General features: G+C 66.2%; 8 protein-coding genes, 2 pseudogenes and 1 riboswitch. Of the genes and pseudogenes, 8 read left to right on the top strand and 2 right to left on the bottom strand.

The window, feature by feature from the left end; translation table 11 throughout:
* Window positions 1-9 precede the first annotated feature (9 nt).
* The 6 genes and pseudogenes from KF796_01355 (at window position 10) to KF796_01330 (ending at window position 18,821) form a co-directional block, all read left to right on the top strand.
* Window positions 10-15,189 carry a hemagglutinin repeat-containing protein gene (locus KF796_01355; GenBank protein MBX3585259.1) on the top strand — a complete coding sequence of 5,060 codons (15,180 nt, stop codon included), beginning with the start codon at window positions 10-12 and terminating at the stop codon, window positions 15,187-15,189.
* 42 nt (window positions 15,190-15,231) lie between these two features.
* Window positions 15,232-15,912 carry a hypothetical protein gene (locus KF796_01350; GenBank protein MBX3585258.1) on the top strand — a complete coding sequence of 227 codons (681 nt, stop codon included), beginning with the start codon at window positions 15,232-15,234 and terminating at the stop codon, window positions 15,910-15,912.
* A 401-nt stretch (window positions 15,913-16,313) separates the two neighbouring features.
* A complete protein-coding gene (locus KF796_01345) occupies window positions 16,314-17,027 on the top strand; it encodes a hypothetical protein (protein ID MBX3585257.1) in 714 nt (237 codons plus the stop codon).
* Between the two features lie 525 nt (window positions 17,028-17,552).
* The gene (locus tag KF796_01340) at window positions 17,553-18,002 is read left to right on the top strand and encodes a hypothetical protein (GenBank protein ID MBX3585256.1); all 450 of its coding nucleotides are present in this window, start codon (window positions 17,553-17,555) and stop codon (window positions 18,000-18,002) included.
* A gap of 171 nt (window positions 18,003-18,173) precedes the next feature.
* Window positions 18,174-18,419 (top strand): annotated as a pseudogene (locus KF796_01335) (hypothetical protein).
* A gap of 24 nt (window positions 18,420-18,443) precedes the next feature.
* Window positions 18,444-18,821, top strand: a complete 378-nt coding sequence (locus KF796_01330; GenBank protein ID MBX3585255.1) for a hypothetical protein — start codon at window positions 18,444-18,446, stop codon at window positions 18,819-18,821.
* 95 nt (window positions 18,822-18,916) lie between these two features.
* Here KF796_01330 and KF796_01325 read toward each other — a convergent pair whose 3' ends face one another.
* Window positions 18,917-19,516 carry a cyclic nucleotide-binding domain-containing protein gene (locus KF796_01325; protein ID MBX3585254.1) on the bottom strand — a complete coding sequence of 200 codons (600 nt, stop codon included), beginning with the start codon at window positions 19,514-19,516 and terminating at the stop codon, window positions 18,917-18,919.
* Window positions 19,517-19,571: 55 nt separating this feature from the next.
* Window positions 19,572-19,653: riboswitch (S-adenosyl-L-homocysteine riboswitch) on the top strand.
* Between the two features lie 46 nt (window positions 19,654-19,699).
* On the opposite strand from KF796_01325, the gene metH reads away from it, so the two are divergent.
* Both metH and KF796_01315 read left to right on the top strand, forming a co-directional pair.
* A complete protein-coding gene (gene metH / locus KF796_01320; protein ID MBX3585253.1) occupies window positions 19,700-22,399 on the top strand; it encodes a methionine synthase in 2,700 nt (899 codons plus the stop codon).
* 117 nt (window positions 22,400-22,516) lie between these two features.
* Entirely contained in the window at window positions 22,517-23,464 is a 948-nt protein-coding gene (locus KF796_01315; GenBank protein MBX3585252.1) for a YihY/virulence factor BrkB family protein, read from the top strand.
* Here the strand turns inward: KF796_01315 and KF796_01310 are convergent.
* A pseudogene (locus KF796_01310) lies at window positions 23,386-24,585 on the bottom strand (MFS transporter). The gene KF796_01315 and the pseudogene KF796_01310 sit on opposite strands and share 79 nt — an antisense overlap.
* Window positions 24,586-24,655 lie beyond the last annotated feature (70 nt).

Raw genomic sequence — 24,655 nt, 5'->3', positions numbered from 1 at the left:
GAAACCGCCATGAACCTGAGCACCCAAGCCTCCCTGCAGACGCAAGCGCAGCGGTTGACCGCGCTGGACCATGCGTTGCAGCAGCAGATGCAGCAGCCGCTGCCCGCGGCGCCTTCAGGGCGGGTCTGGCTCAAGCGGGTGGCGCGGGCTTTCATCGGCGTGTACCTGGTCCAGACCCTGGCGGCTGCCGGACCGGCGTGGGCGCAGGTCACGGCCGCGCCGGGCGCGGTGGCGGGCCAGAAACCCCTGATCGACGCGGCGGCCAATGGCGTGCCCATCGTGCACATTGCCCCGCCCAGCGCGGCAGGGGTCAGCCGCAACCAGTACCAGCAGTTCAACGTGCCGGGCAACGGCCTGATCCTCAACAACAGCAACACCAGCGTCCAGACCCAGCAGGGCGGCTGGATCACCGGCAACCTGCAGCTGGGCCTGACGCCGGCGCGCATCATCCTCAATGAAGTGGTCGGCCCCGATGCCAGCCAGCTGCGCGGCACCATCGAGGTGGCCGGGCAGCGCGCCGACATTGTCATTGCCAACCCGAACGGCATCAGCTGCGACGGTTGTGGCTTCCTCAACACCGCCGGTCGCACCACGCTGGCGGCCGGGCAGGTGCGCCTGGGCGCGGGCGGCGCCATCGAGGGTTTTGATGCGTCGGGTAACCTGAGCGTTGGCGCCGCCGGCCTCAACGCGGCGGAACAGGAGCAGCTCGACCTGATCGCGCGCGGCCTGGTGATCGAGGGCGAAGTCTGGGCCCGCAACCTGAATGTGATTGCCGGCGCCAACCAGGTGCTGTACGGCACGCTGCAGGCCGTGGCCGGGGGTGCTTCGCCCGCAGGCGCGCCGCTGTTCGCGGTGGACATCAAGCAGCTTGGCGGCATGTACGCCAACCAGATCTACATGGTGGCCACCGACAGGGGCCTGGGCGTCAACAGCACCGGCCGGATCGCGGCCTTGCAGGGCAACCTGGTGCTGTCCGCCAATGGCGACCTGACCCTGAAAGACAGCTACGCAGCCAGGGACCTGGGCCTCAAGTCCGCAGGCACGGTCACGCTGGACGGCCAGACCCTGGCCGACGCCACGGCCCGGATTGAAGCCCCCACGCAACTGGTCAACCGGGGCGCCCTGCAGGCGCCCGCGCTGCAACTCGACACGCCGCGCCTGGACAACAGCGGCAGCATCGCGCAGACCGCACCCGGCCAGAACCTGACGCTGACGCTCCCGGGTGGCCTGCAGAACACGGGCCAGATCTATACGCCCGGCGACCTGGCCATCCAGGCCGGTGCGGTGAGTGGCAGCGGCTCCACCGCGGGCCAGCTGGTGGCGGGTGGATCTTTGCAACTCTCGGCTACGCAGCTGCAGCTGGCGGGGCAGCAACTGGCGGCCAACGGCAACATCGCAGCGCAGGCCCAGACGCTGAGTGCCACCAACGGCAGCATGAATGCGGGTGGCAACATCAGCCTGGGCGCCACGGGCCAGCTGGACGTGACGGGCACCACGGTGCAGGCCAATGGCCAGACCCGCCTGAGCGGCGCCGGGGTTGCGCTGGACCGTGCGCGGATCGGCGCTGTGGGCGATGTGCAAATCACCAGTGCCGGGGCCGTCACCGCCGATGCGTCGGACATCGGCAGCAACGCCTCGCTGACCGTGCAGGGCACCCGGGTCGACCTGCGGTCGGCCACGATGACGGCGGTGGTGACCGCCAGCGTCAACTCGACGGGGGAGATCCGTCTGGATGGCAGCCAGTTCATCGCGGGCCAGCGGGTGGCCTTGCAGGGCCAGGGCATCCATACCGCCGGGGCCACGGTCGCGGCCGGCAAGATTGCCATCGACGCCGGCAGTGGCGCGCTCAACAACCAGGGCGGCAGGGTTCAGGCCAGTGCCACGGCCGCTGACGCGCTGTCGGTCCAGGCCACCGCCATCAACAACCAGGGCGGTGAACTGCATGCCAACGGCGGCCTCACGCTGGATGCGCGCGGCGGCTTGCTGGACAACACAAACGGCCTGGTTGCCGGCACGTCGGGCACGCTGAACAACCTGGGCGGGCTGACCAACAAGGGCGGCGTCCTTTACACGCAAAGCGACCTCAACATCGCCAGCACCGCGCTGGACAACAGCCAGGGCGCCATCGTCACCACCGGCAGCCTCACGGTGACCACACCGGGCCAGACCATCAACAACACGGCCGGCTTGCTTCAGGCCGGTGGCTCGGTGAGCCTGGACAGCGGCAGCGCCGACCTGCGCAACGCCGGCGGCCACGTCGTGGCGGGCGCCGGCCTCACGGTCAACGCCGGCATGGTGGACACCCGCGCTGGCGGCCTGGTGGCTGGCGGCGCGATGAGCATCACCGCCAACACCTTGCAGGCCGCGGGCGCCACACTGGGCAGCGCCGGTGCCATGAACCTCACCACCAGCGGCGAAGCCAATCTGGGCACTGCCCACGTGGGCGCCGGCGGCCAACTGGTCATTGCGGCCGGCGCCGTGCAGGCCACGGGCGCCGACCTGGCCAGCAACGGCAACCTGCAGGTCACGGGCAGCAGCATCACGGGGGGCCACTGGTCAACGCAAGGCAACCTGACCGCCACCAGCCAGGGCGCGCTCAATGTGGCCGGCGGCGCGCTGCTGGCCGGGGGTAACGTCTCGGCCCAGGGCCTGGGCGTCGTCACCGACAACGCCCAGGTGAGCGGCCAGACCGTCACACTGAACGCCGGCACCGGCGCACTGAGCAACGCGGGCGGCCAGATCAGCGCCACGGCCACCAGCGGCGCGGCCCTGAACGTCACGGCCACTGGCATCAACAATGCGGGGGGCACGTTGGCCTCAGCGGCCGACGCCAGCCTGAACGCGGGCGGCCTGGCCATCAACAACACCGGCGGCAGGATCCTGGTCACCGGCGATCTGCAGATGCAGGCCAGCCAGCTCCTGAACCGCAACGGCACGCTGTCCACCGCCAGCTCCCTGAACATCCAGGGCGTTGCGCTGGACAACAACGGCGGAACCCTCCAGACCCAGGGCCACCTGACCATCAACACCGCGGGGCTGGCGCTGGACAACACCGCTGGCCGGCTGGTGGCCGGCGGCGACGTGACGCTGCAGGCCGGCGCCCTGGGCAACGCTGGCGGCACCATTGGCGCGGGCGGCGCGGCCCGCCTGCAGGCCACCACGCTGGACACCACGGGCGGCCGCCTCAGCGGCGCCCGCGAGCTCGATGTGCTGGTGACCCAGCGCCTGTCTGCCGGGGGCGCGACGCTGGCCACCGAAGGCCGGCTCTCTGCCGCTGCGGCCGACATCGATGCGCAGGGCGCCACGGTCCTGGCCGGCGAAACCCTGGGCCTCAACGCCTCGGGCGTGCTGGACATCCGCCAGGCCACCCTCAAGGCGCAAGGCCCGCAGGCGGGCGACATCCAGATCACGGGCGGCAGCATGCTGGCGGCCGGTGCGACGGTCGCCGCAGGTGCCGGCGCCGCGCTGAATTCAGGCGGCGCCATCGACATGGGCGGGGCGAACCTCTCGGCACTTCAGGGGCTGACCGTCCAGGCCGGCGCGGCCCTCGCGGCCGACGCCGCAACTCTCACGGCCAACCAGCGACTGGCGATTTCGGGCTCCACGGTGGCCGCGACCGGCGCCAGCTTGTCAGCGGGCGGCCGGGCGGACGTGACTGCTTCGGCCGGCATGGCCACGCTGAACAATGCCTCGCTGCAGGCTGGCGACACGGCCAGCGTGGTGGCCACCGGCATCGCCGCCAGTGGCTCAACCGTCGGGGCCGTGAGCCAGGTCACGCTCAACGCGGGCGCCGGTGACCTGGCCGCACCCAACGCGCTGGTGCAAAGCCAGAACGGCGGCATCAGCCTCAACGCCGCGAATATCAACCTGGCAGGCAGCACACCGGCCGGCGCCACGCCCACCACGGGCCTGCTGGCCGGCCAGGGCATTGCCATCACCGCCACTGGTGCGGTCGATCTTTCGCAGGCGCTCACCCATGCAGGCACCAACGTTTCCATCGCCACCCAGGGAGCGATCACCAACAACGCGGGCCGGATCGTCGCGGGCGGCCAGGCGAGCCTGACGGGCGCCTCGCTCGACAACCAGAGTGGCACGCTGGACGCCAATGGCGCGATCAATCTCATCGCCAGTGCCGGCCAGGTGGTCAATGACCAGGGGCGCATCAGCACGCGCGATGTGCTGACCATGGGCGCGCCCACTGGCCCGCTGTCCAGCCTGTCGAACGCCGGCGGGGTGATCGAGACCACGGGCGCCCTGAACGCCCAGCTGCAGAACTTCAACAACCAGGGCGGCCGCGTGGTGGCGCTGGCCGGGCTGGCCCTCAGTGGCGGCGCGGTGAACAACGCCAACGGGCTGCTGGCTTCCGACGGCAATGTCAGCGTCAACACCCAGGGCGGCGCCTTCACGGGTGACAACAGCAAGCTGATGAGCACGCAGGGCAGCCTTGCGCTGACGGCGGGCGCGACCACCTTGAGCAACGCCCAGTTGCTGGCTGCGCAGAACATTGCCCTGACCGTCGGCACCACCACGCTCACGGCGTCCACCCTCACCAGTGGTGGCAACACCACGCTGGCCACCGGCGACCTGCAGGCCAGCCAGGTGCAAATCAATACCCAGGGCCAGTTCAATGCCACGGCCAACGGCGCGGTGACGGCTGACCGCGCCTCGATCGCGGCCGGCGGCCAGGCCAGCATCACGGCCACGCAGGGCGTGGACCTGCGTCAGGCCAGCGTCAGCGCGCAGACCCTCCAGCTGAGCGCCGGCAACGGGGTGCTGAACAACGCGGCGGGCAGCCTTGTGGCCAGTGCCACCACAGGCACGGCCGTCATGCTTCAGGGGCAGGGCCTGGTCAATGATGGCGGCACCATCGCGTCCAATGCCGACCTGAGCCTCAATGCCGGGGCGGGTACCCTCAGCAATGCGGCGGGCCGCATTCTGGCCGTAGGCGCAGCCGACATCCGCTCCACAGGCCTGGACAACCGGGCCGGCACCCTTGCCGCCAACGGCAACCTGACCGTCAACGCGGCCCAGGCCAATGCGAGTGCCGCCACCGACAGCACCGGCGGCACCCTGCAGAGCGGCCAGTCCCTCACGCTGACCGCGGGCAACACCACGCTGAGCAACGCCACCCTCACCAGCGGCGGCAACACCACGCTGACCACCGGCGACCTGCAGGCCAGCCAGGCGCGCATCAACGTGCTGGGCAACTTCAGCGCCACCTCCAGCGGCGCGGTCACGGCCGACCAGGTGGCCCTGGCAGCGGGCGGCAACGCCGCCATCACGGCGGCCCAGGGCATTGACGTCAACCACGGCAACGTCAGCGCGCAGACGATCAACCTCAATGCCGGCAGCGGCGTGCTCAACAACAGCGCCGGCAGCCTGATTGCCACGGCCAGTACCGGCACCGCGCTGAGCCTGCAAAGCCAGGGCCTGAACAACGACGCCGGCACCATTGCCTCGGGCTCGGGCCTGAGCATCAACGCCAGCACCGGCAACGTCACCAACACCAGCGGCAGCATCCAGGCCATGGGCGCGGCCGACCTGCGCTCCACCGGGCTGAACAACCGCGGCGGCACCATCGCCGCCAACGGCGACCTCACCGTCAACACCGTCCAGGCCAACGCGAACGCCGCGACCGACAGCACCGGCGGCACGCTGCAAAGCGGCCAGTCCCTCACGCTGACCGCAGGCGCCACCACGCTGAGCAACGCCACCGTGACCAGTGGCGGCAACACCACGCTGACCACCGCCGACCTGCAGGCCAGCCAGGCACGCATCAACGTGCTGGGCAACCTCAGCGTGACTTCGGCTGGTGCGGTGACAGCGGGCCAGGCCAGCATCGCCGCAGGTGGGAACGCCGCCATCGCCGCCACCCAGGGGCTCGATCTGAACCACGCCAGCGTGGATGGCCAGACCCTCAACCTCAGCGCTGGCAGCGGTTTGCTGAACAACGCTGCGGGCCGCTTGGTGGCCAGTGCCAGCACCGCAACCGCGCTCACCCTGCAGGGCCAGGGGCTCAACAACGACGGCGGGACCATCGCCTCCGGCGCGGACCTGAGCGCCAACGCCGGTGCGGCCGCGCTGTCCAATGCGGCGGGCAGCCTGGTGGCGGTGGGTGCGGCCACGGTTCGCGCCACCGGCCTGAACAATGTGGATGGCACCATCGCCTCCAACGGCGCTTTGGTGGTGGACGCGGCACAGGCCAACGCCGCCACCCGCACCGACAACACGCGCGGCACCATCCGAAGCGCCCAGTCCAGCCTGACACTGACCACCGGCGAGTTGCTCAACAGCCGCGTCAACAGCACCGACGCAGGCAGCGTGATCAACGCCGCCACCGACCTGACGCTGACTGCCAACGGGCCGGTTGACAACAGCCGCTCCGAAATCCTGGCGGGCAACGACCTGCGGATCAACGCCACAGGCGCCTTGCTCAATGGGCAAGCGCGCCTGGTGGCCGGGCGTGACCTTGCGGTCAACGCGAGCGGCGTGGACAACACGGCGGCCCTGGTGGCGGGCAACCGCAACACCACCCTGGTAGTGGGCGCCGGCGGCCTGACCAACACCAACGGTACCGTGCAAGCCAGCAACAACCTGGCCATCACCGCTACCGGCTCCGTAGGCAACAACGGCGGGCAACTGCTGGCCGGGGGGCAGCTTGATCTGGCCGCAGGTGCGCTCACCAACAGCCAGGGGCAGATCAGCGCGCAGACGGGCAATGCCACGCTTGCCGTCACCTCCTACACCAACGCGGCCGGCAGCGTGCTGGCCGGCGGCGCGCTGGACCTGAACACCCAGGGTGGCGCGCTCACCGCCAACGGGTCCACTTTTGCGAGCGGTGCGGGCATGACGCTGCGCGCGGGCGCGGCGCAGTTGAACGACGCCAACCTGACCGCCGGCGGCACCCTGGATGCGCAGGCGACGAGCCTGGACGCCAACCGGGCCACTGTGCAGGCAGCAGGGGCCATCACGGTCAACGCGGGCACCGGCGCGTTCAACGCGGCAGGCAGCCAATGGCTGGCCAACCAGTCCGTGGCGCTGTCGGGCGGCGCCGTCGGCCTCACGGATGCCACGGTCTCGGCCAACACCTCGGTCGCCATCGCGGGCGCGAGCATCGACGCCACCCGTGCCAGCCTCACCAGCCCGGGCGATGTCAGCGTGGTGGCGAGCAATGGCGCGCTGAACATCAGCAACGCCAGCCTGCTGGCCGGACGCGACCTCGTGGCCACCGGTACCGGCGCAGGCGCCACCACCGGTGCACAGGCCCTGGCCGGGCGCGATCTGACGCTGGGCAACGGCGCCAACTTTGACTTTGGCGCCGCTGGCCTGCAGTACCAGTTTGGCCGCGACCTCACGGTGCATGCCCAGGGCATCAGCACGGCGGGCCAACAGGTCGCCGCGCGCAACCTGACTCTGGATGCCGGCAATGGCCTGCTCAACAACCAGGGCGGCACCTTGCAGGCCACCGGTACCCTCAGCGCCAGCGGCAACGGCCTGAACAACCAGGGCGGCGTGATCGCGGCCAATGGCACGGTGACCGCGGCGGCTGGCACCGGCATGTTGAACAACGCCAGCGGCCAGATCTACAGCACGCAGGGCTCGGCCAGCGTGAGCGGTGCCGTCATCGACAACGCCACCGGCACCGTGAGCGCGGCCCTTGATGTCAGCCTGAGCGGTGGCAGCCTGGACAACGCGGGCAACACCATTGCCGCCGGCCGCAACCTCACGGCCAGCCTGAGCGGCGCGGTCAACAACACGGGCGGCAAACTCATTGCCAACACCGGTGCCGCCAGTGTCACGGCCAATGGCATCAACAACCAGTCGGGCACGATCTCGGGCGCCACCAGCGCCACGGCCCACGCCGGCAGCGGCACGCTGACCAACACCGGCGGGCTGGTGACGGGCCAGAACGTGACCATTGGCGGCGCGGTGCTGAACAGCGGGGGCGTGATCTCGGGCAGCAACTCGGTGGCCATGACCACGCTGGCGCTGAACAACGACGCGGGCGTGATCGAATCCGGCACGGGCGGCATCAGCATCAACACCCAGGGCAACAGCCTCACCAATACCAACAGCGGCAGCACGCGCGGCATCGTCAGCCAGGGCGCCATCACCATCGCCGCCGGCGACATCAACAACCAGGCCGGCTACATCGGCGCCAATGGCGGCCTGAACATCACCCAGTCCACCAGCATCAACAACCAGGGTGGCACGTTGCTGGGCCTGGGCAGCAGCTCGGTCACCACCAGCGGCACCCTGAACAACCAGGGCGGCAGCATTTTGAGCGGCGCCGACCTGACGGTGAACGCCGGCACGCTGAACAACAGCAACGCGGGCACCGTCTATGCCGCGCGCGACCTGAACGTCACCGCCACGGCCATCGACAACAGCAACACCAAAAACGGAGCCTACACCACCGGCCTGCTGGCCGGGCGCAACGCCACCATCACCGCCGGCACGATCAACAACACCAATGGCGCGATCGTGGGCCTGGGCGACACCACCGTGCGTGCCACCAGCAGCCTCAACAACGCGCAGGGCCAGATCGCGGGCAGCGTGCTCACCATCGACACGCCGTCCATGACCAACACCGGCGGCCGCGCCGACGCACAGCAGCGCCTGAGCCTGCTGGTGCCCCAGTTCAGCGCCGACGGTGTGCTGGCCAGCAATGGAGCCCTGCAACTGCAACTGCAGGGCAACTACACCAACAGCGGCACCGTGAGCGCCAATGGCGACCTGAGCATCACCACCACCGGCAGCTACACCAACCAGGGCCATGTGAGTGCCCAGAACAACCTGAGCCTGAGCGCCAGCGGCATCGACAACCAGGCCGGTGCCGTCATCGACTCGCGGGTCACCACGCTCACCACCAGCGGCACCATCAACAACGCGGGCCTGATCAACAGCACGGCCGGGCAGACCAGCATCACCGCCGGCACGCTGAACAACACCGGGCGCATCTATGGCGACAGCATCGCCATCAGCGGCACCACCAACAACAGCATTGGCGCGGGCGGCAGCGCCGTCATCGCTTCGCGCAGCGGCGACGTGACCGTCAACGGCACGCTGAACAACACCAACGGTGCACTGGTCATGAGCCTGGGCAACCTCCAGATCAACGGCAGCGCGCTCAATCAGGGCTCCACCCTCAACGCCCTGCGCAACCTGACCATCACCGGCGCGCTGACCAACTCCAACGCCGGCTTCAGCACCGCCACGCAAAGCCGCACTGAACCGGCAGATGGCCTGTACATCACACCCAGCGGTGACACCACCAAGTACAAGGCGACCGATCTGGTCTGGGTGGACCACAGCGGCGGCCATTACGTGCTGCCCAGCACCACCTACCCGCTGGGCACCTTTGGCGGCAACCCCAAGCCCGCAGCCGTGCAATGCGGGTTTGACGGCGTGGGCGGCGAAGGTGGCAGCTACGTGTGCAACTACGCCTACACCACCACGGACCCGATCTGGGCGCTGATGCACGTAACCGCCCCGGGCACTCCGCCCACCTCACCCGGCGGCGACTGCATGGTGTTCACTGGCGGGGAAGATGGTTCTTTTGTGCGGGACACCACCGGCGCCTGCGGTGCCTACTGGACCAGTGTCGACGCCTACAACACCGCCACCGCCACCTCTTACACGCAGCTTGGCACGGCCATCACCGCCTTCAATGCCGACCTGAACACGCGCACCCTGATCGACTGGTATGAAACCACGGTCACCGGCCAAACCATCACCGAGACCAAGGTGACAGCGAGCAACCCGGGCACCGTGCTTGCGGGCGGCAACATCAGCATCGGTGGCGGCACCAACACCGACAGCATCATCGTGGCTGGTGGCAACCTGAACGGCGGCGCGCTGCAAAACCTGGCCAGCAAGGGCACGCGGGAGACCGCGACCACCGGCACCATGGTGTTCAATCACCGCGTCTACCACGGCGGGTTCAGCGACAGCTACAGCCGCGACATCAGCGCGCCACAGCCCATTCCTGACGCCGCTGTGACGACCAGCTTTGACCTGCCCATCCTCCAGTTTGAGAGCAGTGGCAGCCCCAACGCCCCGATCGCTGGCGGCACCAGCACGCCGGTGGGTGGCGCCACGGCGGTGGTGCCCGGCAGCATTGGCGCCGGCACCAGCGGCGCGCGCAGTGCCAATACGGCGGGCGGCACCACGGGTGCGATCCAGGGTGGCAATGCCACGGCGGGCGCGGGCGGCGCGGTGCAGGTGGACGCCACCGCTGCGGGCCAGCCGCAGGGCACCACCCAGGTCACCGGTGCGCAGGTCACGGGTGGCGGCGCCGTCACGGCGGGGGGCGGCAACGCCCCGGCGGGAGGCACGGCCACTGTTACCCCGGGCACGGGCAACACGCCGGCAGGCGCGGGCACGGTCACCGCAGGCGGGCCCGGTGGCCCGGCAGGGATCACCACCGGTTCGGGCAATAGCCCGGTCACAGGCAACACCACCGTCAACGCGGGTGGGGGCACCACCCCCACCGGCACCGGCGCCATCACCGCGAGCCTGAGCGCCGCGCCGCAAGCGGCCCTGCCCGGCAGCGTGATCGCCGGAGGCGTGCGCGCGGGCCAGCTGGCCGCCATCACCACCTCGCTGACCAACTTTGCAGCGGCCGTTACCGCGCTGCCGGCCCCGGCCGCCACGGTCAACACCAACGCAAGGCAAGTGGCGCCTGCCATGGTCAAGGCCGCTGGCTACACCACCGTGACCGTGAGTGGCGCCGTGCGCGCGCCCAACAACCAGCTGTTCCGCCTGAACACCCAGCCCGGTGCGCGCTACCTGGTGGAAACCGACCCGGCCTTCACCAACTACCGCAACTGGGTCAGCTCCGACTACTTCCTGACCCAGCTCAACCTGGACCCCGAGCGCACCCTCAAGCGCTATGGCGACGGCTTTGCCGAGCAGCGCCTGATTGACGACCAGATCCTCGCGCTGACCGGGCGCCGCTTCCTGGGCGACTACACCTCCACCGAGGACGAATACCAGGCCCTGCTGGACGCCGGCGTGCTGTTTGCGCAGACCTACCACCTCACCCCCGGCGTGGCCCTGACCGCCGAACAGATGGCCGCGCTGACCACCGACATCGTCTGGCTCGAAACCAAAATCGTCACCCTGCCCGACGGCAGCACCACGCTGGCGCTGGTGCCCACCGTGTACCTGCGCCGGCCCGTGGCCGGCGACCTCAGCCCCACCGGGGCCCTGATCGCCGGCAGCAACGTCACCCTGCGCAGCCCGGGGTCCAATATCACCAACACCGGCACCATCATTGCCAACGGCAGCGCCGCCGCCGGCAACGGCAAGCTCACGCTGGAAGGCCAGAACGTCAGCAACAGCGGCACCCTGGGCGGCAACGTCATCAGCGTGAGCGCCACGCAGACCCTGGACAACACCGGCGGCGTCATCCAGGGCCTGGGCAACGCCAGCAGCATCAGCCTGAATGCGCGCGACATCCTGTTGCGCACCACCGTGCAGACCAGCACCGCCAGCATCGAAGGCCCCAACGGCGAAAGCACAGGCACCCGCACCAACGTGGACCGCGTGGCCACCGTCAGCGCTGGCAGCGTCACGCTGGCTGCATTGGGCAACATCAACCTGCAAGGCGCCAGCGTCAACGCCAGCGGCAACCTGAACATCAGCGCAGGCGGCAACATCACCAGCGACGCCGTGCAAACCGGCTACACGCTGAACATCCCGCTGGGCGGGGCCGGCGGCACCACGCAGGGGCGCACCGGGCACTACGAGGTGGCCAGCACCACCCAGCAACTCAGCAGCTTGAGCGGCAACACCGTGACCCTGGTGGCCACCGGTGATGCAGCCTTCAAGGGCACCAACGTCAACGCCACCACCAACCTGAGCGTCACCGCGCAGAACATCAGCATCGAAGCCGTCAAGGACAGCCTGAGCATTGACCAGCAGGGTGTCAGCAAGAGGACCTACGAACGTGTAGCCAAGGCCGACGAAACGCTGACGGGGGGCAGCTTCACGGCGGGCAACAACCTCAGCCTGACGGCCACGGGTGGAGACATCAAGGCCACCGGCGCCCTCGTCAGCGCCGATGAAGGCGCCGCCACCTTGACCGCCAGCGGCAACATTGCCCTGCAAAACGCCACGACCGAGCACAGTACCGATAATGAATATTTCAGCGCCAGCAAGGGCTTCCTGTCCAGCCAGAGCCTGCAGCGCGACAGTGCCAGCCAGGCCACCCTGGCCGAAGGCAGCACTGTCAGTGGCCGGGCCGTGATCCTGGACGCTGGCACAGACATCAACATCCGGGGCTCGGGCGTGGTCAGCGACACGCAAACCACGTTGAGCGCGGGCCGCGACGTGAACCTTTCGGCGGCCACGGAAACCCTGACCAGCAGCAGCTTCTTTGAAGAGAAAAAGAGCGGCTTTGGTGCCCTGGGTGGTTTGAGCTTTGGCAAGCGCGAGCTGTCCAATGAAGCAGACAACACTGCCACCCATGCGGCAGCCAGCACCGTGGGCAGCCTGAGCGGCAACGTCAGCATCAGTGCCGGCAACACCTACACCCAGGTGGGCAGCGATGTGATGACCCCGCAAGGCAACATCGACATCACGGCCAAGACCGTGAGCATCACTGAAGCGCGGGAAACCGCCAGCAGCGAGACCGAGCAGAAGTTCAAGCAAACGGGCATCGCGGTCACTGTCAGCAATCCCATTCTGAGCGCTGTGCAGACCGTGGGCAGCATGACCGAACAGGCGGGCAAGAGCAAGGACGCCCGCATGCAGGCGCTGGCTGTCGCCGCTTCGGTGGACGCCGTGGACAAAGCCGTGGGGGCCCTGAACCAGGATCCGACCCATGTCGGGGGCATCGGCATCAACATCAGCCTGGGCACACAAAAGAGCCAAAGCAACTCTCAAGGGCACAGCGACACTTCGGCGGGGTCGACCGTAGCCGCGGGTGGCAATGTCACCATTGCAGCCCAAGGCAGAGGCGATGCAAGCGACCTGACGGTGCGCGGCAGCCAGATCAGTGCGGGCGGCACCGCCAACCTGCTGGCTGACGGCAAAGTGAACCTGTTGGCCGCGCAAGACACCAGCGAGCAGCACACCCAGAACACGGGTAGCTCCGCCAGCATCGGGGTAGGCATCAATTTTGGTGCCCAGACCAACGGTGTCAGCTTCAGCGCCAGCGCCAGCAGCAGCCGGGGAAATTCAGACGGCAGCGATGTGACCCATGTGAACACTCAGGTCACGGCAGGCAATGCAGTTCACATCCAAAGCGGTGGAGACACTACGTTGCAAGGCGCGGTGGTGGCGGCCCACACAGTCACAGCGGTGATTGGCGGCAATCTCAGCATCGAAAGTCTGCAAGACACCGCCAAGTTCGACGAAAAGCAAAGCAGCAGCGGCTTTGGCGTCACCATCTGCCCGCCGCCCATCTGCGCGGGGGCCTCCAGCGTGAGCGTCAGCGGCGGCAAATCCAACATCAACAGCAACTATCAAAGCGTGGGGGAGCAAAGCGGCATCCGCGCAGGCGACGGCGGCTTCACGGTCAGCGTGGCTGGCAATACCGACTTGAAAGGTGGCGCCATCACCAGCACCGACGCCGCGGTGCAAGCTGGCGCCAATGCTTTTGCCACGGGCGGCACGCTGACCACCACCGACATTCAGAACAGCGCCAACTACAACGCCAATGCGGCCAGCCTGACCGTGGGCTACTCCGGCGCGCCCCATGACATGGCCGGCAATCCGCTCAAGGATGCGGACAACAAGGTCATTGGCGGCAAGCCCATCGGCGCGGGCGGCTTCGGCAACGACAGCGGCAACGCCGCCAGCACCACCCAGGCGGCCATCTCCGGTGTGGCGGGCAACACCGCGGCCCGAACCGGCGACCAGGAAACAGGCCTCAAGCCCATCTTTGATGCCGCTGCCGTGCGCGACAGCATGAACGCGGGCGTGGCCATCACGCAGGCAGCGGCGCCGGCGGTGATCACCGCCTGGGCCAACTTTGCCAGCGAACAGGAGCGCAAAGCCACCACGCCCGAGGAGAAGGCCTGCTGGAAGGAAAGCGGCCCCTGCCGCGTGGCGGGCCACATGGTCATCGGGGCACTGACTGGCGGCACGGCGGGCGCCGTCGGTGCGGGGGTGAGCCAGACCGTGATCCCCACGATTGGGGATGCCCTGGCCGATGCGGACCTGCCTCTGGGTTTGAAGCAAATCGTCATTGCCGGATTGGGAACCGCGATCGGCGCGGCGGCGGGTGGAACCGCCGGGGCCATCACCGGAGTGAATGCGACAGTTAATAACTACCTCAGCCAGCCAGAGCGACTGGAGCTCAAAGGTTCGCGCGAAGCCTGCTATGCCGCGCAAGACGCCAACAACCCGGCTTGCCGCCGTGTTGCCGAACTCAACAATCTGGATCAAACCCGTGATGTACAGCTCGCGACGCTGGTTGAAAACTGTGTTGGCACTAGTTGCCAAACGCTGGTCAACGCGATCAACAACGAGCTGCGCGCGCTGGGTTGTACGCCGCCAGCTCAATGCGATAGCGCAACGCTGGAACGAGCGAGGACAACCGCGTTGGGAAAGGCGCAGATTCTTGAGCCCGGGCTGGGGCCTGACGATGTGGCCTTGCTGGTTTTCGGGGTGGCCGGAGGCGTGATTCGCATAACGCGCGCGGTGATAACGGCGACCCGCGCTTCGGGTGAGTTGGTTATTGCTGGCGGAATCAGGGCTACTGCAAGCGGAGAAGCGCTTGGGGCAAGGGGTGGGGTGACGTTAGAAAGTCTTGCACCAATTGAACGGAACGTTATCAGAGAGATTGCTGGTCCCGGCGATGAAGTTATTGTTGGCAATGGAACCGCAGCAGGAACTAGGCTGCCGCAGGACATTAACGTTAACCCGGTAGCGCCTCCTGTGAGGGATTCTCTAGGCCGAACGGTTGGGAATAGCTCAACACAAAACGCCGCTATGCAAGCTGATGTAGATTACCTAAAAAGCATCAACGCCACCGATATTCGAGTAAATCAGCAGCAAGTTGATAGTGCGGTTTGTCGAGTCGGTATTTGCCGTCCCGACGTGCAAGCCACCTTGCCGAATGGTCGGCGCATCACAATTGAATACGACACAACTTCGTCAACGCGTGCAACTGGTCATGCGACACGGACATTGAGTAACGATCCAAATGCAATTGTGATTCTACGGACGGTGAACTAATCGATGCGAAATTCAGAATTTTTTCTCAGGCGGTACGCGCCCGTGACGACCCAGATGGCTTTTGTTGAAATGCCAGCTGCCGAGTTCGCAGAGGCATTGTTTGTTTGGAAAGATGAAATCACGAAGATGTGGGAATCATCTTGGCAAGTGAAGAAGCAATTCATACAAGGTACCTTGGCAAGCAAATTGGATGCGCTGCTACCCTTGACTTCGGTGCGCAGTAGCAAAGATCTGGTTTCAGGCACGAAATCTAGTTGGGCTGCGTATATTCCGAATGGTTTTCGCGGTGGGGATGCGCATTCTGCCCCCAGCTACTTGGCAGGAAAACTAAAAATACGCACGCTAACAGTCATTCTGGTTGATGACGTTCCGGCGGGGCAGCCCGGATCAGTCCAGTTCGTACTTCGTGACGGTCGTCGAGCGACGGAGAAAGTGACACGGCACGGAATCATGTATGAATGTCCGACTCGATCGGTAGTCGCGCACAAAGAAGGCCGGTGGGAGTTTGGCGAGCATGGCGATCGGTTGGCATTTGAAGAGGTTGAAAAATACCAGGCAAGAAAAATCAAGGACCGGCTCACGTTCGAAATGGTGGAGCGGTACTGTGGGCAACTTGGTATTGAATTGTTCGACCCTGATTTCTATGCAGGGGCAGGCTACATCATCCAAAGTTGTCCGCCGCCGAACGCAGTTTTCTATCCGAAATATCCGAACGAGAAATAACCAAAGTTCGCGAGGGATCATTGTGGCAAACGGGGGTATTGGCCTTGGCTTGACCTGACCTGTTCTCTCTCCGCTGCACTAGTGTAGTTCCCAAGAAGTCCAGCAAAAAGAAGCCCGCCCCGTAGAATTCTTCTCCCGCCCAAAAGCCTCATAGGCAAAGAGGGGCAGAGCACCACAATTTCAAGGTCACACGCCTACCGGCTTTGGAAATCAGCGAAATCTATAGCATCAAGGGCCCAACGAGGGGGAAACTGATTTCAGGTGAATCAGCGGTCTACCCGGCTGTGCTGATCAGTAGTGCGGTGCGGTGGGTGGTGGAGGACAAGGCGGCAACGCTCCAAGAGTAAACATAACTGGTCCTGTAGCGCCGACTCCTGTGTACGTATTAAGGCCGAATTGAGATGACATTCAAAGACGACGTTTACCACATTTGCAACGAGGTGGCAGGTGAATTTGAAGGCTGGAGCTTTGCTACGGGTAGCTTCAGAAACAAGACGCTCAAGCACACTGAGCTGATCGTTAGTCCAGGTTTTTATTTTAGAGGGGGAGGATGCAATACACAGCCAGATGCAGGGGTTGTGAATAGGCGGGCGGCCAAACTTTTCAAATTTTTCTTTGGGCAAGATCTATGGATACTCAGAATTCTTTTTCAAATGGAATTGGAAGACTATTACCGTGCCAGTCCACACTATGTGACACAGATATTCAGTGAAAGATTTCCCGCCGTAGATATGTATGGCAGACCAGGACCATGGCCCGAGCAATGGATTGTATTGACACAGAGCAAGGACTATTTGAAGAAGGTTCTGGCCGATGGAATTGATGTCATCAACAAATACTTTGACCTGTCTTCAGAAGAAAACTTTCTTAACCATTTGCCAACTGGGTTCAAAAAACGTGAGGCGGGGTACGTGGAAAATGCGTTTTACGAGGATCTGGGCGGAATCATGTTGTGTATCGCAGCGTTGGTGCGTGGCGACTTTGCTTTTGTAGAAAAATTTGCCAGCGACGATTTCAAGACTTTGATTCCAAAGCGCGAAGTTGAGCTTAAAAAGATTCTTGCAGCCTTGCCCGACCTCAGGCGCCAATTCGCTGAAACTGGCAAAGTTATCTGAGCCACCCCGTCCTGTCCTGGTCGCCCCTCCCTTAGGCAACTTTAGCGAAATTGAACGCTACGATTTATTGTGCCCGTGGATCCATGCTCGGATTCTCGCGGACTGCTTTCTCTGGCTTAACTTTCAATGGAAAACTTCTAGTGAGCCGGTCAATCTCGACCGGAGCTCTTTTAGTCAGAAACCTACTCCCCCAAAGAATATTCGTCCTCCCCAAGAGACAAATAGGCAGAGAAGGGCAGAACACCCCATCTGAGATTCACCCGTGCGCTGGCCCGGCCATCCAGCGATACGTCCAACAACAAAGGCCCAACGAGAGGAATCAACTTGAAGAAGCATGCATTGGTGGCGGCGCTGTTCTCAGCGGCGGCCGTGACCGGGTGTGGCGGCGGGGGAGGAGGCGGTGACGCTGCCCCAGCCCCGGCGTCCACAGCCGCGCCAGCGCCAGCCACAACCCCCGCACCTGCACCTGCAACATCGCCGGAGTCGCCCGCCGCTGCCACCTCGGCCGCCAACTGCCCCGCTGGCGTGCAAACATTCAGCCTCGCCAACTCGGTGCTGGCCGGAGCCATCACTTCCGTCATCAACGCCTCGAGCACCTTGCGGTTCATCACGCCGCTGACGGCCGCCACGGTGAAAGTGTGCGTGGTGCAAAAGCCAACGGCGGGCTTTCCGGACATACCGCCGGCCTTGACGGCCATGCTCACCGGCTCCGTGAACTGGGCGGTGCTGGCCGACGGGCAGTTTGACCAGCTGAGCAACAAGCAGTTGACGGTCAACAGCGCATTCAGCGGTCTCACGGCCGATCAGCTTGCGGCCAAGAAAGTCGTGGCCTACACGCCCACAAGCACGGGTGGATGGGTGCGCACCGCGCTGGCTACCACCCAGCGGGCGGGATCGCTGCCCGTGCCGGCCAACTACGTCAGTATTGAATTCACGGCGCCCATCACGGCCGCCGGCTTCTTCACCGTGGAATGACATCAACCCGCAGGCTGGCGCGCGTTCTTCGGCTCCCGCCCTCGCTGGACGAACTCTGTTCGCTACTCAATTCATAGCAGATTCGGGCGCGCCGCCAAGCGCATCGCGCTGATCCGCCCGACCCCAGACGGCTTGTTGCCATTCCGACTCTTTAACTCCAAAAGGAAACCCATGTCCCATTCCACCAACCTCCAAACCCTCGCCGCTTTGTTCTGCGCCGTTGCCCTGAGCGCCTGCGGAGGCGGCGGATCAGGCGAGACCGCTGCCGTGTTGGCCGCGGACGCGCCTTCGGCCCCAGCTCCGGCCCCGGTGGAAGCGCCGGCACCGTCGCCGGCTCCCACGCCTGCACCAGCCCCCACACCGTCGCCAGCACCAGCACCAGCTCCGGCCCCTACGCCCGCACCAGCACCAGCACCAGTCGCAGCTGCCGCGGACAAGTATGTGGGCGCCTGGGTCGGCTGCAATGCCTTCAGCCCTACCGAGTCCGACCGTGAGACATTCACCTTTGCAAAGCAAAGCGACACCACGCTGACCTACACCTACGCCGCCACCCGTTTTGCCAACACCGTCTGCACGGGTGCAGGATCAGTACAACCTGGCGAGCAGGGCGTTGTCTCGCTGGATGCCGGCACCAAGGCGGTTCAGGGCGAGACGGCCGACAAGGTGACTTTCCAGATCACCCAACCGGCCCCTGCGAGCGGCAAGCAAGTCCTTGCCATTACTGCTGCCAACGCTTTCCGGATCGGTCAAAACTCGGGCGCCAAGGATGCGCAGGGCTACCCCAGCACGTTCCGGTCTGTGGCGTACCAGAAGCAATAAGCTAGGTTGAGGGTCGAAAAGGCCTGGAGTCCAGTCCTGGCGGCCACTCCCAGCTACAAAATCAGTAGCAAATCAAGACCGCCAGGCCACTTGCCCTACAACGGCATCAAGTTGTTGATCTCTTCCTGCATCGCCTGCGCAAGCTGGGCGTAGAGCTTGAGCTTGTCGGCGCTTTCGCGCATGCGCTCGGCAATGCGCAGCGAGATGGCCATCATCAGCTTGGCGGCGGTGCGCGGGTCGTCGTTGAGCAGCTGGTTCAGCGCGTCGCGCGTGAGGATGGCGCAGCGCAGGTCGCTGATGGCGGTGCACGAGGCCGAGCGCGGCTCGCCGTCAAGCAGGCCCATCTCGCCGATCAGGTTGCCGGGGCCGAGCACGGTCACGGTGATGGGCTCGGTGCGGCTGACCACGATGGATTCCACCGTCACCTCGCCGTCCAGCAGCAGCAGCATGAAGCCGGTGTCGTCCACGTCGCCTTCCCTGATGAAGGTGGTGCCCTCGGCGATCTTGTGCGGCTTCATGTAGGTGACCACGATCCGCGCGTCCTCGTTGGTCAGCTGCATCAGCGCGCTGGGCGCGGTGAGCATGTCGGCGGCCAGGTCGGCGCTGGACGAGCCCTCGATCCTGCGCAACCGCTCCTCGGGTAGCCGCGACTCCGGGGCATCTGGGGGTTTTTTGCCGAAAAACTTGTTGAACATGGGGGTTCGAGCCGTGGGTCGGTAAGAGGCCTATTGTCTGACATTAAAATCACGCCAACTCAAGGAGCGTTGCAGCCAGCCGGGCAGATTGCCGGGGCCTGGTCAGGCTTGAGTGAATGCAACGACGCTCACCTGTAACTCCTTGCAAGGTGAGCCATGCCAGATCCGTTGTCCCCCCCGTCCATGAAGCTGTCCGGCCTGGAGCCGGTCAGTGTCAGCACGGGCAGCCTGTTTGTCAACGTGGGTGAGCGCACCAACGTCACGGGCTCCAAGGCCTTTGCCCGCATGATCCTCAACGGCGAGTTCGAGCAGGCGCTGGCCGTGGCCCGCCAGCAGGTCGAAAACGGCGCCCAGGTGATCGACGTCAACATGGACGAGGCCATGCTCGACAGCAAGGCCGCCATGGTGCGCTTTTTGAACCTGATCGCCTCCGAGCCCGACATCGCGCGGGTGCCGGTGATGGTCGATTCATCCAAGTGGGAAGTGATCGAGGCCGGCCTGCGCTGCGTGCAGGGCAAGGGCATCGTCAACTCCATCAGCATGAAAGAGGGCGTGGCCGAGTTCAAGCGCCAGGCCGCGCTGGTGCGCCGCTATGGCGCGGCCGCCGTGGTCATGGCCTTCGACGAAAAGGGCCAGGCCGACACCTACGAGCGCAAGGTCGAGATCTGCGAGCGCGCCTACCGCGTCCTGGTGGACGAGGTGGGCTTCCCGCCCGAAGACATCATCTTCGACCCCAACATCTTCGCCATTGCCACCGGCATTGAAGAGCACAACAACTACGCGGTGGACTTCATCAATGCCGCGCGCTGGATCAAGCAGAACCTGCCGGGCGCCAAGGTCTCGGGCGGCGTGAGTAATGTGAGCTTCAGCTTCCGCGGCAACGACCCGGTGCGCGAAGCCATCCACACCGTGTTCCTGTACCACGCCATCCAGGCGGGCATGGACATGGGCATCGTCAACGCCGGCATGGTGGGCGTGTATGACGACCTGGAACCCGAGCTGCGCGAGCGTGTGGAAGACGTGGTGCTCAACCGCCGGGCCGACGCGGGCGAGCGCCTGGTCGAGATCGCCGAAACCGCCAGGAGCGGCGCCAAGGACGACAGCAAGCGCAACGAGTGGCGCGCCGGCCCGGTGGAGCAGCGGCTGAGCCACTCGCTGGTGCACGGCATCACCGACTTCATCGTCGAAGACACCGAGGAGGTGTACCGCGCCATCCTCGCGCGCGGCGGCCGGCCGCTGGAAGTGATTGAAGGCCCGCTGATGGACGGCATGAACATCGTGGGCGACCTGTTTGGCGCCGGCAAGATGTTTTTGCCGCAGGTGGTCAAGTCGGCCCGCGTGATGAAGCAGGCCGTGGCCCACCTGCTGCCCTACATCGAGGAAGAAAAGCGCCAGGACGAGGCCGCGGGCCGCGACGTGCGCACCAAGGGCAAGATCATCATCGCCACCGTCAAGGGCGACGTGCACGACATCGGCAAGAACATCGTCACCGTGGTCCTGCAGTGCAACAACTTCGAGGTGGTCAACATGGGCGTGATGGTGCCCTGCCACGAGATCCTGGCGCGCGCCAAGGTCGAAGGCGCCGACATCGTGGGCCTGAGTGGCCTGATCACGCCCAGCCTGGAGGAAATGCAATACGTGGCCGGCGAGATGCAGAAGGACGACCATTTCCGCATCAAGAAGATCCCGCTGCTCATTGGCGGCGCCACTTGCAGCCGCGTGCACACCGCCGTCAAGATCGCGCCGCACTACGAGGGCCCGGTGGTCTATGTGCCCGATGCCTCGCGCAGCGTCAGCGTGGCGCAGAGCCTGCTGAGCGACCAGGCCACGGCCTATATCGCCGAGGTCAACGCCGACTACGACCGCGTGCGCACCCAGCACGCCAACAAGAAGCAGGTGCCGCTGTGGCCGCTGGCCAAGGCGCGCGCCAACAAGACGCGCGTGGACTGGGCCGGCTATCAGCCACCCGTGCCCAAGGTGCTGGGCCGCCGCGTTTTCAAGAACTTTGACCTGACCGAGCTGGCCAAATACATCGACTGGGGCCCGTTCTTCCAGACCTGGGACCTGGCCGGCCCGTTCCCGGCCATCCTCAAGGACGAGGTGGTGGGCGCCGAGGCGGTGCGTGTCTATGCCGATGCCAGGCGCATGCTGCAGCGCGCGATCGAGGGCCGCTGGCTCACCGCCAATGGCGTGATGGCGCTGTACCCGGCCAACAGCGTGAACGACGACGACATCGCGCTGTACCAGGACGAGTCGCGCACCGAGGTGGCGCTGACCTGGTACGGCCTGCGCCAGCAGACCGAGAAGCAGGTGGTCGATGGCGTGATGCGCCCCAGCCGCTGCCTGGCCGACTTTGTGGCCCCGCGCGAGAGCGGCATCAAGGACTATGTGGGCCTGTTCGCGGTCACGGCCGGCATCGGCGCCGAGAAGAAGGCGCAGTTCTTCATGGACGACCTGGACGACTACTCGGCCATCATGATCAAGGCCCTGGCCGACCGCCTGGCCGAGGCCTTTGCCGAGGCGCTGCACCACCGCGTGCGCACCGACCTGTGGGGCTACGCGCCCGACGAGGCCCTGAGCAACGAGGACATGATTGCCGAGAAATACCGCGGCATCCGCCCCGCGCCCGGCTACCCGGCCTGCCCCGACCACAGCGTCAAGCGCGAGATGTTTGCGCTGCTGCAGTGCGAGGACATCGGCATGGGCGTGACCGAGAGCCTGGCCATGACGCCCGCGGCCAGCGTCAGCGGCTTCTACCTGGGCCACCCCGACAGCAGCTACTTCAACGTGGGCCGCATCGGCGACGACCAGGTGGACGACCAGGTGCGCCGCCGCGGCGTGGACGCGAGCGAACTCAAGCGCCTGCTCGCACCCAACCTCTGAGGCCCGGCGGCCCGGGGGCTCCCTGGCCACTTTGCCCGGCGCCGTGTAGGACGCCGCTGACCCGCCGCAACGCGCCGGGCCTATGGACGCGCCGCGTCAGCGGGCTAGTCTGGGGGCATGACCCTTCCGCCGTCCCTGAGGCGGGCCGCCCGCGCGCTCGCGCCGCTGGCGCGGCCCTTCATGCCCATCTACCGCGCCGTCCAGCTGTGGCGCGATGCCGACGGCATGCGCATGGCCGCCGCCATGTCGTTCTACGGCATCTTGAGCCTGGCGCCGCTGCTGGTGCTGCTGGTCGCGCTGCTGGGCTGGTGGATGGACAAAGCGGCGCTCGAGGCCGGCCTGGTCTCGCAGATCGGCACGGTGGTGGGCCCGCAGGGCGCGGGCGTCATTCACCAGACGCTGGAAAGCGCGCGCGAACCGGCCCAGGGGCTGCTGGCCTCGGTCATCAGCTTCTTCATCCTGCTGTTTGGCGCCACCGGCGTGTTTGGCGAGCTGCAGACGGCCATGGAGCGGCTGTGGGTCCACGGCACCGAGACCCGCCCGGCCTCCAACTGGTGGCACACCGCGTCGATGCGGCTGCGCGGCGTGGGCTATGTGCTGGCGTTTGGCTTCTTGCTGCTGGTGTCGCTGGCCATGTCCACCCTGCTCAACATCTTCTCGGGCTGGGCCAGCGCCTCGTGGCTGCCGCTGGAGCCGGTGATGCTGGTGCTCAATGAGGTGGTGGCGTTTGGGGTGTGCGCGGCGCTGTTTGTGGGGCTGATGCGCATGAGCACCGGCCCCAAGCCCGGCACGCGCTACCTGGTGCTGGGCGCCTGCGTGGGCGCGGCGCTGTTCACCATCGGCCGGCATGTGCTGGCGGCCTACCTGTCCACCGCGGCCGTGGTCTCGGCCTATGGCGCGGCGGGTTCGCTGGTGGTGCTGCTGATGTGGATCTATTTTTCGTCGGCCATCCTGCTGCTGTCGGCCGGCAGCGCCCGTGCGCTGGAAGAAGCGCGCTGGGCCAGCAGCAAGGCGCCCACCGCCACCACGCTGGCCGCCAGCAGCACCGCCAGCCCCAGCGTGTAGCCCAGCGCGGGGCTCCACAACACACCCAGCATCAGCGGCGCCACGGCGCGCGCAATGGCCTGGGGCGGGCCCAGCGCGCCGTTGAGCGAGGCCACATGCTCGCGGCTCACATACTGCGCAATGGCCGTGCCCTTGACAATGGTCAGCATGCCGTTGCCCATGCCATACAGCAGCACAAACACCAGCGCCGCGGCGCCATGGCCGCCGCCGGCCAGCAGCGCGGCCAGCCCCAGCGGCACCAGGCAGGGGATCAACCGGTTGGCCAGGTGCACGTCAAAGCGGCGCTCAAAAAAGTACAGCAGCAGGCGGCCCAGCACCTGGATCAGCCCGATGCTTGCGGGGATGGCAATCACCCAGGCCTCGCTCAGGCCGTTCTCGCGCAGCAGGCTGATCAGGTGGGCGGGCAGCGCGGCCGTGATCGCCATCATCACCACCACAAACACCCCAATCAGCCAGAACGGCGCGCTGCGCAGGTGGTGGGCCAGCGAACCGGCCGCGGGCGCACCACTGCCCGCCGGTGCCGCGCGCACCACGCGCGGCGCATGGCGCAGCACCAGGGCATGCAGGGGCGCGCACAGCAGCAGGTGGATGCCGGCCAGCACCCACAGCGCGTGGCGCCAGCCCAGCTCGCGCACCAGCGCGGCTGACAGCGGGATGAACACCGTGCTGGCCAGCCCGCCCAGAAAGGTCAGCGTGATGATGGCGCGGCGAAAGTCGTCCGGAAAGCGCCGCGTGACCACCGCGAACGCGGGCGTGTACAGCGTGGCCGCCAGCGCCGCGCCGAGGCCCAGCCACACGGCATAAAAGCCGGCCAGCGAATTCACCGCACTGTGCAGCGCCAGGCACAGCGCCACCAGCAACGAGCCGCCCGTCATCACCGCGCGCTCGTGGCCGCGGTCGATCCAGCGGCCCACGGGGTAGGCCGCCAGGCCCTCGGCCAGCAGCGCCAGGCTGAACGCCAGCGACGACTGCGCGCGGCTCAGGCCCAGCTCGCGCTCCACCGGCTCCATCAGCAGAGCAAAGGTGTAGAACACGCTGCCCCAGGTGATCAGCTGCCCCAGTGACAGCCAGCCCACCAGCCGGCGGTCCAGGCCGGCGTGAGCGGGTACGGAGGGTGTCATGGGGGCATTTTCGCTGGTTCAGGAGTCAAAAGTGGCTGGAGTCCAGACGGGGCGGCCACTGTGCGCTATG

The sequence above is a fragment of the Ramlibacter sp. genome, from assembly GCA_019635435.1.
Classification (GTDB): Bacteria; Pseudomonadota; Gammaproteobacteria; order Burkholderiales; family Burkholderiaceae_C; genus JAHBZM01.
Note: the sequence above shows the minus strand (reverse complement) of the source record. Positions and strands in the feature narration are given on the sequence as shown.